Origin of the sequence: Pseudomonas sp. R5(2019), assembly GCF_009905435.1 — a bacterium.
GTDB lineage: Bacteria > Pseudomonadota > Gammaproteobacteria > Pseudomonadales > Pseudomonadaceae > Aquipseudomonas.
On record NZ_JAAAMT010000040.1, the window covers coordinates 45,299 to 52,945 of the forward strand.

At 61.4% G+C, this 7,647-nt stretch carries 10 protein-coding genes; 3 read left to right on the forward strand and 7 right to left on the reverse strand.

From position 1 onward, the window contains the following. Window positions 1-44: 44 nt before the first annotated feature. The 3 genes from GUY40_RS21590 to GUY40_RS21600 are packed head-to-tail and all read right to left on the reverse strand — an operon-like array spanning window position 45 to window position 1,724. Entirely contained in the window at window positions 45-635 is a 591-nt protein-coding gene (locus GUY40_RS21590) for an LON peptidase substrate-binding domain-containing protein (protein WP_166570944.1), read from the reverse strand. Between the two features lie 10 nt (window positions 636-645). After that, window positions 646-1,356 carry an LrgB family protein gene (locus tag GUY40_RS21595; RefSeq protein WP_166570957.1) on the reverse strand — a complete coding sequence of 237 codons (711 nt, stop codon included), beginning with the start codon at window positions 1,354-1,356 and terminating at the stop codon, window positions 646-648. A gap of 5 nt (window positions 1,357-1,361) precedes the next feature. Beyond that, window positions 1,362-1,724, reverse strand: a complete 363-nt coding sequence (locus tag GUY40_RS21600; RefSeq protein ID WP_166570945.1) for a CidA/LrgA family protein — start codon at window positions 1,722-1,724, stop codon at window positions 1,362-1,364. Window positions 1,725-1,895: 171 nt separating this feature from the next. On the opposite strand from GUY40_RS21600, the gene GUY40_RS21605 reads away from it, so the two are divergent. From GUY40_RS21605 to GUY40_RS21615, 3 genes are all read left to right on the forward strand, one after another. Further along, entirely contained in the window at window positions 1,896-2,351 is a 456-nt protein-coding gene (locus GUY40_RS21605) for a MaoC family dehydratase (protein WP_166570946.1), read from the forward strand. 88 nt (window positions 2,352-2,439) lie between these two features. Continuing rightward, complete coding sequence (locus tag GUY40_RS21610) at window positions 2,440-4,146, forward strand: C13 family peptidase (protein ID WP_166570947.1); 1,707 nt, start codon at window positions 2,440-2,442, stop codon at window positions 4,144-4,146. 42 nt (window positions 4,147-4,188) lie between these two features. Further along, entirely contained in the window at window positions 4,189-4,839 is a 651-nt protein-coding gene (locus tag GUY40_RS21615; RefSeq protein ID WP_166570948.1) for an NAD(P)H-binding protein, read from the forward strand. 21 nt (window positions 4,840-4,860) lie between these two features. On the opposite strand, the gene GUY40_RS21620 is transcribed toward GUY40_RS21615, so the two are convergent. The 4 genes from GUY40_RS21620 to GUY40_RS21635 form a co-directional block, all read right to left on the reverse strand. Then, the gene (locus GUY40_RS21620) at window positions 4,861-5,154 is read right to left on the reverse strand and encodes a YceK/YidQ family lipoprotein (RefSeq protein ID WP_166570949.1); all 294 of its coding nucleotides are present in this window, start codon (window positions 5,152-5,154) and stop codon (window positions 4,861-4,863) included. Then, on the reverse strand, window positions 5,151-5,780 hold the full coding sequence (ubiX, locus tag GUY40_RS21625) for a flavin prenyltransferase UbiX (protein WP_166570950.1): 630 nt from the start codon (window positions 5,778-5,780) through the stop codon (window positions 5,151-5,153). Before ubiX ends, GUY40_RS21620 begins: the two co-directional genes overlap by 4 nt. After that, entirely contained in the window at window positions 5,777-7,126 is a 1,350-nt protein-coding gene (mpl, locus tag GUY40_RS21630; protein WP_166570951.1) for a UDP-N-acetylmuramate:L-alanyl-gamma-D-glutamyl-meso-diaminopimelate ligase, read from the reverse strand. The genes ubiX and mpl overlap by 4 nt, the downstream gene beginning before the upstream one ends. A 78-nt stretch (window positions 7,127-7,204) precedes the next feature. Then, a complete protein-coding gene (locus GUY40_RS21635) occupies window positions 7,205-7,480 on the reverse strand; it encodes a short-chain dehydrogenase (protein WP_166570952.1) in 276 nt (91 codons plus the stop codon). Window positions 7,481-7,647 lie beyond the last annotated feature (167 nt).

Below are 7,647 nucleotides of genomic sequence, written 5' to 3' on the forward strand. Positions count from 1 at the left end.
CGCCTTAACTGACTGGCATTGAGGCGAGCCCGTTTCCAACAGGCTCAGGCGAACAGCTCGCCCTGCAGGTCATCGAGCAGCGCCTGAATGGCATCCAGGCGTTGCTGCGGATCGTCCAGCTCAAGCAGATCAAGCTTGTCGAGCTCGGAAAACGGCAGCAGGTAGGCCAGCTGATTGGCCAGAGATTGCTGGTCATCAGCGTGATGGCCCATGTCCAGCGCGGCCACCATGGGGTGCTGGGCCAAGGCCGAAAGCAAGGCCAGCAAGTCGCTGTCCCCTTCATCCAAGGATTGGCCGGGCTGCTCCTGCAGCCATTCGACATCGGCCAGGATCAGATGGTCGCGCTGCACTTCGCTGGCCGTGACGCGAAAACGCCGCCCACCCTGCACGCGGATCCCGAGCAAGCCGTTGTCCTGCTGCTTGAAGTCGACAATCAGCGCCTCGCAACCGATCTGCGCATAGGCCTGAGGCGCATTGCCCACTTCCTCGCCATCGAGAATGCAGACCACGCCAAACCCGCCGCCCTGCTTCATGCAACGGCCGATCATGTCCAGATAACGCGCCTCGAACAGCTGCAAATCGAGGTAGCAACCAGGAAACAACACGGTATTGAGGGGGAACAACGGCAAGGTCATAACGGATTCCTTAAGCAACCAGACTGACCGCCAGGGGCAGGAAAACCGCGGTCGCCACGCCCATCAGGCTCATGGCCAGGGCCGCAAACGCGCCACACTCTTCGCTTTCCTGCAACGCCACCGACGTACCCACCGCATGTGCGGTCAGGCCCAGCACCATGCCCCGCGCCGCGTGGTTATCCACTCGCAGCAAGGACAACAGCCCCGGACCAAAAATCGCCCCGATCACCCCGGTGATCAACACAAACACGGCAGCCAGCGCGGCCACGCCACCAATCTGCTCGGCCACCAGCATGGCAATCGGCGAGGTCACCGACTTGGGCGCCATGGTCATCAGAATCATGTGTTCGGCACCGAACAGCTCGCCCAGCCACAAGCACACACCGGTCGCCACCACGCCGCCCACTACCAGCGTAGTAAAGGTTGGCCAGAACAACTGACGGATACGCCGCAGATTGAGATAGAGCGGTACGGCCAGCGCCACCGTGGCCGGGCCCAGCAGAATGCTGAGGATTTCCGTGCTTTTGCGGTATTCGCCGTAGGTCAGGCCACAGGCCACCAATACACCCACCACCACCAGCATTGACACCAGCACCGGTTGCAAGAATATCCAGCGGGTTTTCTCATAGGCAGCCAGCACCAACTGGTAGGCGCCCAGAGTAATGCCGATGCCAAACAGCGGATGATGGATGACCGCTTCGACGGCGCCGTGCCAGTCCAGCAGGTTCATGGGCGGTCCTCGCTACGGGCCTGGCGCTCGATCAGCTTTTGCATCAACACCCCGGCCACGACAATCGCGATCAACAGCGACAACACCAGGGTACCGACGATGGCCCAGAAATCGGCAGCGATGTCGGCGGCATAGACCATCACCCCGACGGCAGGCGGCACCAGCAACAGGGGCAAGTAACGCAGCAAACTGCTCGACGCCAGGCTCAGGGGCTCACCCACTTCGCCGCGGACCATCAGAAAAATCAGCAAGAGCAGTAGGCCAATGATCGGCCCTGGCAAAACCGGCACCAACACATGGTTGAGCGCCGTGCCCAGCAGCTGGAACAGCACCAGCCACGTCAAACCCCGTAACAACATAAATAACTCCCCGCGCGATGGCCGACCATTATAAACACGCCACCCGGTGGCCTATACACCGCCATTCGCCGCACCCATGAACGCTTGACCGGTCGTCGTAGCCATGCTGATCTAGCATCGTTGGACGCTCGTACCAAAATGTGTCCGTATCGATCAAACAAGGAGAGTCGTATGCCGTATGTACCCATTGCAGCGCTTCAGGACTATGTTGGGAAGGAACTGGGGCATTCCGAATGGATGACGATTGATCAAGAGCGCATCAACCTGTTCGCCGAGGCCACGGGGGATTTCCAGTTCATTCACGTCGACCCGGTCAAGGCCGCTCAGACCCCGTTCGGCACCACCATTGCCCATGGCTTTTTGACGCTGTCGCTGATCCCCAAGTTGATGGAAGACATTCTGATCCTGCCTGAAGGCCTGAAAATGGTCGTCAACTACGGCCTGGACAGCGTGCGCTTCATCCAGCCAGTCAAAGTCAATTCGAAGGTCAGGCTGAAAGTCGACCTCACTGAAGCCATTGAAAAAAAGCCCGGCCAGTGGCTGCTCAAGGCCACCACGACGCTGGAAATCGAAGGCGAAGAAAAGCCGGCGTACATTGCCGAGCCTTTATCTCTCTGCTTCGTTTAAAACCGCAGCACCACGCGAAACAGCCATGGTGGCTGTTTCGCATGACATTCTGCGGCATACTCGGGCCGTCAATTGCCCGGACCCAGCCATGCGCCCACTCTTTCCCCTCGCCCTGACACTGCTGCTCGCCGCCTGTGGCGAAGGTGAGCCGTTGTCACCTCCCGATGCTCGCTTGCCCGATGGCGGCCGCTACCGGGGCGAAGTGATCAATGGCGTGCTGCAAGGCCAGGGGCGCATCGACTACCCCAATGGCAGCTGGTACGCCGGGCAGTTCCTCAACGGCCAGTGGCACGGCCAGGGCGAATGGCATGGCAGCAATGGCGAAGTCTATCGTGGGCAGTTCCAGCAAGGCCTGTTCCACGGCCAAGGCAGCCTGCAAGCCAATGGCAGCCACTACAGCGGTGGCTACCAGCTGGGTCGACGCGAAGGCGAAGGCACGCTCAAGGAGCCTGGCCTGCTCTACCGCGGCGGCTTCAAGGCTGACCAATATTCAGGGGCCGGCCACTTGGAGCTGGAGGACGGCAGCGAATACCAGGGCCTGTTCGCCAAGGGCAAACCCAATGGCGAAGGCACCCGCAGCGACGCCAGCGGGAATGAATTCACCGGCACCTTCGTCAACGGCCAGCTGGAAGGCAGCGGCACCTTCAACAGCCCCGAGGGCGACCAGTACATCGGCAACTTTCACCATAACCAGCTGCAAGGCCGCGGCCGCTACGAAAATGCCGACGGCGATGTCTGGATCGGCCAGTTCAAGGACGGTGCGCTGACCGGCAAGGGCGAGTTGTTCGCCGCCGATGGCAGCCACTACAAAGGCAGCTTTCAGGACTGGCGCTTTTCCGGCGCCGGGCGCCTGGCATTGGCCGACGGCAGCGTTTATGAAGGCCAGCTCGATAATGATGTTTACCAAGGCTCGGGCCGCCTGATCCAGGCCGATGGCAGCGTCCAGTCGGGCCAATGGGTCAACGGCCAGCGTGTGCGCGACGAACACGGCAAACTGCTGCCAGACTCGCTGGAACTGGCGTTGCTCAATCAGGGCCGCCTGCTCGACCAGACGCTGGCCGCCGTGCCTGCCTCTACCCCGGCCATTGAACTGTTCAGCCTGACGCTGGCCGGCGACGGCAAACAGAGTGTCTTCATGCGTGAGGCCGATTATGTCAGCCGCATGCTGGCCAGCCGCTTTGGCGCCTTCGGCCAGATCAGCCTGGTCAACCACCGCGATCACTTGGCCGATCATCCGATCGCCACCCGCGAAACCCTGACCCGCGCCGTGCACATCCTGGCCGAACGCAGCGGCCCGGAAGACCTGATCTTCATTTACCTGACCAGCCACGGCAGCCAGGAACACGAACTGGTCCTGGACGTGCCACGCCTGCAACTCTCCGACCTGCCTGCCGCCGACCTTGCCAGCGTGCTCGCGCCGCTGAAGAACCGCGATAAAGTGATCGTCATCTCCGCCTGCTATTCAGGTGGCTTTATCCCCGCGCTCAAGGATGAGAAGACGGTGATCATGACTGCCTCGCGCGCCGACCGGGTGTCGTTCGGCTGCTCGGAAGAAGCGGATTTCACCTACTTCGGCAATGCGCTGTTCGCCCAGGCCCTGAACCAGACCGACGATTTGCAGCAGGCCTTCGAGCTGGCTCGCACCCAAGTGGCCGTCAGAGAAATCACTGACGGTTTCGACGCCTCCGAACCACAGATCTGGGCGCCCAAAGGCGTACTCGCTCATTGGCAACAATTGCGTCAACAGCAAGCCCGCCGTGCCCTGCAAAGTAATTCTTCAGAAGAGGCAAAATAGCCGCGCAAGCACTAAGCTGGTGTGTATCAAGGGAGAGACATTATGTACTTGACGCCCCAACACGTACTGCTTGCCGGCGCCACCGGCTTGACAGGAGAGCACCTGCTGGATCGGTTGCTCAATGAGCCGACCATCACCCGCGTCCTGGCCCCGTCGCGCCGTCCCCTGGCCGAACACCCCCATCTGGAGAATCCGGTGGGCAAGTTCACCGAACTGCTGCCGCAGCTGGGCGGCCGGGTGGATATCGCCTACTGCTGCCTGGGCAGCACCCTCAAGGAAGCCGGCTCCAGAGAAGCGTTTCGTGAAGTGGACCATGATCTGGTGGTGGCCTTCGGCAAACGCGCACGCGAACTGGGCGCGCGTCACCTGATCGTGATCAGCGCCGTGGACGCCAACCAGCATTCGCCAATCTTTTACAACCGGGTCAAGGGTGAGACCGAACAGGCGCTCAAGGAGCAGGACTGGCCACAACTGACTATCGTCCGGCCTTCCCTGTTGCTGGGCAACCGCCCCAAGCCTCGTTTGGGCGAACGCCTGGCGGCGCCGCTGTCGAAGTTGATTCCCGGCAAATACCACGGCATCGAAGCCTGCCAGCTGGCCAGGGCCTTGTGGCGCCTGGCGCTGGAAGAACAGGAGGGCATTCGCGTCGTGGAGTCCGAGGAGCTGCGCAAGCTGGGCAAACTCAAGCAATAGCTGCCAGCTGCGAGGGGCAGGCTACAGACCGCCTGTGGCCTGAAACTCGACACCGAGCACGGTCAATACCGATAACGGCAGCAGCACGGTATCGAGCAGTGCGCTGCCGGGCAGGTCCAGCGCCGGGTAACGGGGCGCCGCCACGCCAAACCTGTCTTCAGGGCAACATCCCCCCTTCATCGCATACAGGTCCAGCCGTGTACCGGAATACACAATGGGCGCGCCGGGCTTGGCCGCATTCAGCGTACTGACCGTGGCACAGCCCACCAGCTGGACCGCCACGGCCAACGCCACCAACACCAGTCGCCGTTTCATTCTTCGCCGCCGATGTGGTGCTCGCCCCAGCGCGGCAACATGTCTTGCGGGATGTTCAGCACATTGAGAATCCGCGCCACGACAAAATCGATCAGGTCGTCGATGGTCTGCGGCTGGTGATAAAAACCTGGCGCCGCCGGCAGAATCACCGCGCCCATGTTCGACAGCTTGAGCATGTTCTCCAAATGAATGCTGGAGAACGGCGCCTCACGCGGGACCAGCACCAGTTGCCGACGCTCCTTGAGGGTCACATCCGCCGCCCGCTCGATCAGGTTGTTGCACGCGCCGGTGGCAATCGCCGACAAGGTACCGGTTGAGCACGGCACCACCACCATCGCCGCCGGGGCGCCGGAGCCGGAGGCCACCGGTGACATCCAGTCTTCCTTGCCGTAGACACGAATCTGCCCGGCGGCAGCGCCGGTGTATTCGGTCAGAAAGGCCTGTATACCTTGTGGCTTGGCTGGCAGCAGCACGTCGGTTTCAGTCGACATCACCAACTGCGCGGCCTTGGAAATCAGGAAGTGCACCTCGCGGTCTTCCCGGATCAGGCAATCGAGCAGGCGCAGACCGTACTGCGCCCCCGACGCACCGGTCATGGCCAGGGTGATGCGATCCGGGCCACTCATTTCAGCGCCTCGGCCAATTTGCCGTGCAGCCCGCCGAAGCCGCCATTGCTCATGATCACCACATGGGTGCCCGGCTTGGCCTGACCTTTGACCCGGGCAATGATTGCCTCAAGGGAGTCGGCGACGATGGCCGGTACCGCGCATTCGGCAGCCGTCGCGGCCAGGTCCCAGCCCAGATTCGGCGGGGCGTACCAGATCACCTGGTCGGCATCCTTGACGCTTTCCGGTAAACCGTCCCGGTGTGCGCCCAGCTTCATGGAGTTGGAGCGCGGCTCGATCACCGCAATCAGCGGCGCATCGCCGATGCGCTTGCGCAGGCCGTCCAGCGTGGTGGCAATGGCAGTCGGGTGGTGAGCAAAGTCGTCGTAAATGGTCACACCCTGTACGTCGGCGACCTTTTCCATGCGCCGCTTCACGCTTTTGAAGGCGCTCAGCGCGGCGATGCCCATGGCCGGTACCACGCCGACATGGCGCGCCGCCGCCAGGGTCGCCAAGGCATTGGCGACGTTATGCTGACCGGTCAATTCCCACTCGACCACGCCTTGCAATTGGCCCTCGAAGCTGACTTCAAAGCGCGAACCGTCGGCGCTCAGCAACTTGACCTGCCACTGGCCGCCGACACCGGTGGTTTGTACCGGCGTCCAGCAGCCCATCTCGATCACCCGCTGCAGGGCAGGCTCGGTGGTCGGGTGAATGACCAGGCCTTCGCTTGGAATGGTGCGCACCAGGTGGTGGAATTGCCGCTCAATGGCCGCCAGATCCGGGAAGATATCAGCGTGATCGAATTCCAGGTTGTTCAGGATCGCCGTGCGTGGGCGGTAATGAACGAATTTCGAACGCTTGTCGAAAAAGGCGCTGTCGTATTCATCGGCCTCAACGACAAAAAACGGCGTCCCGCCCAAACGGGCCGACACCGAAAAATTCTGCGGTACTCCACCAATCAAAAAGCCCGGGCTCATGCCCGCATGCTCGAGCACCCAGGCCAGCATGCTGCTGGTGGTGGTCTTGCCATGGGTGCCGGCAACAGCCAGCACCCAACGGCCTTGCAACACATGGTCGGCCAGCCACTGCGGGCCCGACACATAAGGCAGGCCCTTGTTCAGCACGTACTCCACCGCCGGATTGCCGCGCGACAGGGCATTGCCGATCACCACCAGATCCGGTGCCGGGTCCAGCTGGGCGGCATCATAGCCCTGAGTCAGCTCGATGCCCTGAGCCTCGAGTTGAGTGCTCATGGGCGGATAGACATTGGCGTCGGAGCCGGTCACGCGATGGCCCAACTCCTTGGCCAACACCGCCAGCGAACCCATGAACGTGCCGCAAATACCGAGAATATGAATGTGCATGATTGACCTCGCGAAACATCGAGGCAGGGTAGCTTAGGGCGGGGAAAAACTCGACTTGTTTGGTCGAGGGTCCGAAAGTCAGCCGGTGGTATCGCGATCCCGAGGAAGATTACGCCCCAGCACATCCAGCAGATCACAGCCATCGCGCATCAGGACTGCTGTGGCCTGGCTGACGTACTGCAAGTCAGTGCCGTCGGCGCTCATCAGTTCGTTTCGGGCGAGGCTTTCCAGTAGTTGAGTTGCGATTCGAATGCGCAGCAGGGCGTTATGGTGAAGATCAGCCAACGGGGCGTGGCTATCTATGGCGAGGCAAGGAAGATCGCAATTATTGGTCAGAGCAATGTATTGGGGCATCGATAAAGACTCCAGGGTTGGCATATCGAAACGAATCACACCCCCGGTGTCAGGATAGTTGTCGCCTCTCCGGTTTTTCCTGAAAAAGCATATCGGGGGCGGAAAGAGACTGGTCGTGCCGTACTATTCACCTGAACGCAAAGCCGCATTGCTGAAGATGCTGCTTC

Excerpts from the sequence above, each read along its gene's own strand:
- GUY40_RS21600 (WP_166570945.1), bottom strand. The coding sequence starts at position 1,724 with ATGTTGTTACGGGGTTTGACGTGGCTGGTGCTGTTCCAGCTGCTGGGC.
- GUY40_RS21590 (WP_166570944.1), bottom strand. The coding sequence starts at position 635 with ATGACCTTGCCGTTGTTCCCCCTCAATACCGTGTTGTTTCCTGGTTGC.
- GUY40_RS21610 (WP_166570947.1), top strand. The coding sequence starts at position 2,440 with ATGCGCCCACTCTTTCCCCTCGCCCTGACACTGCTGCTCGCCGCCTGT.
- ubiX (WP_166570950.1), bottom strand. The coding sequence starts at position 5,780 with ATGAGTGGCCCGGATCGCATCACCCTGGCCATGACCGGTGCGTCGGGG.
- mpl (WP_166570951.1), bottom strand. The coding sequence starts at position 7,126 with ATGCACATTCATATTCTCGGTATTTGCGGCACGTTCATGGGTTCGCTG.
- GUY40_RS21605 (WP_166570946.1), top strand. The coding sequence starts at position 1,896 with ATGCCGTATGTACCCATTGCAGCGCTTCAGGACTATGTTGGGAAGGAA.
- GUY40_RS21635 (WP_166570952.1), bottom strand. The coding sequence starts at position 7,480 with ATGCCCCAATACATTGCTCTGACCAATAATTGCGATCTTCCTTGCCTC.
- GUY40_RS21620 (WP_166570949.1), bottom strand. The coding sequence starts at position 5,154 with ATGAAACGGCGACTGGTGTTGGTGGCGTTGGCCGTGGCGGTCCAGCTG.
- GUY40_RS21615 (WP_166570948.1), top strand. The coding sequence starts at position 4,189 with ATGTACTTGACGCCCCAACACGTACTGCTTGCCGGCGCCACCGGCTTG.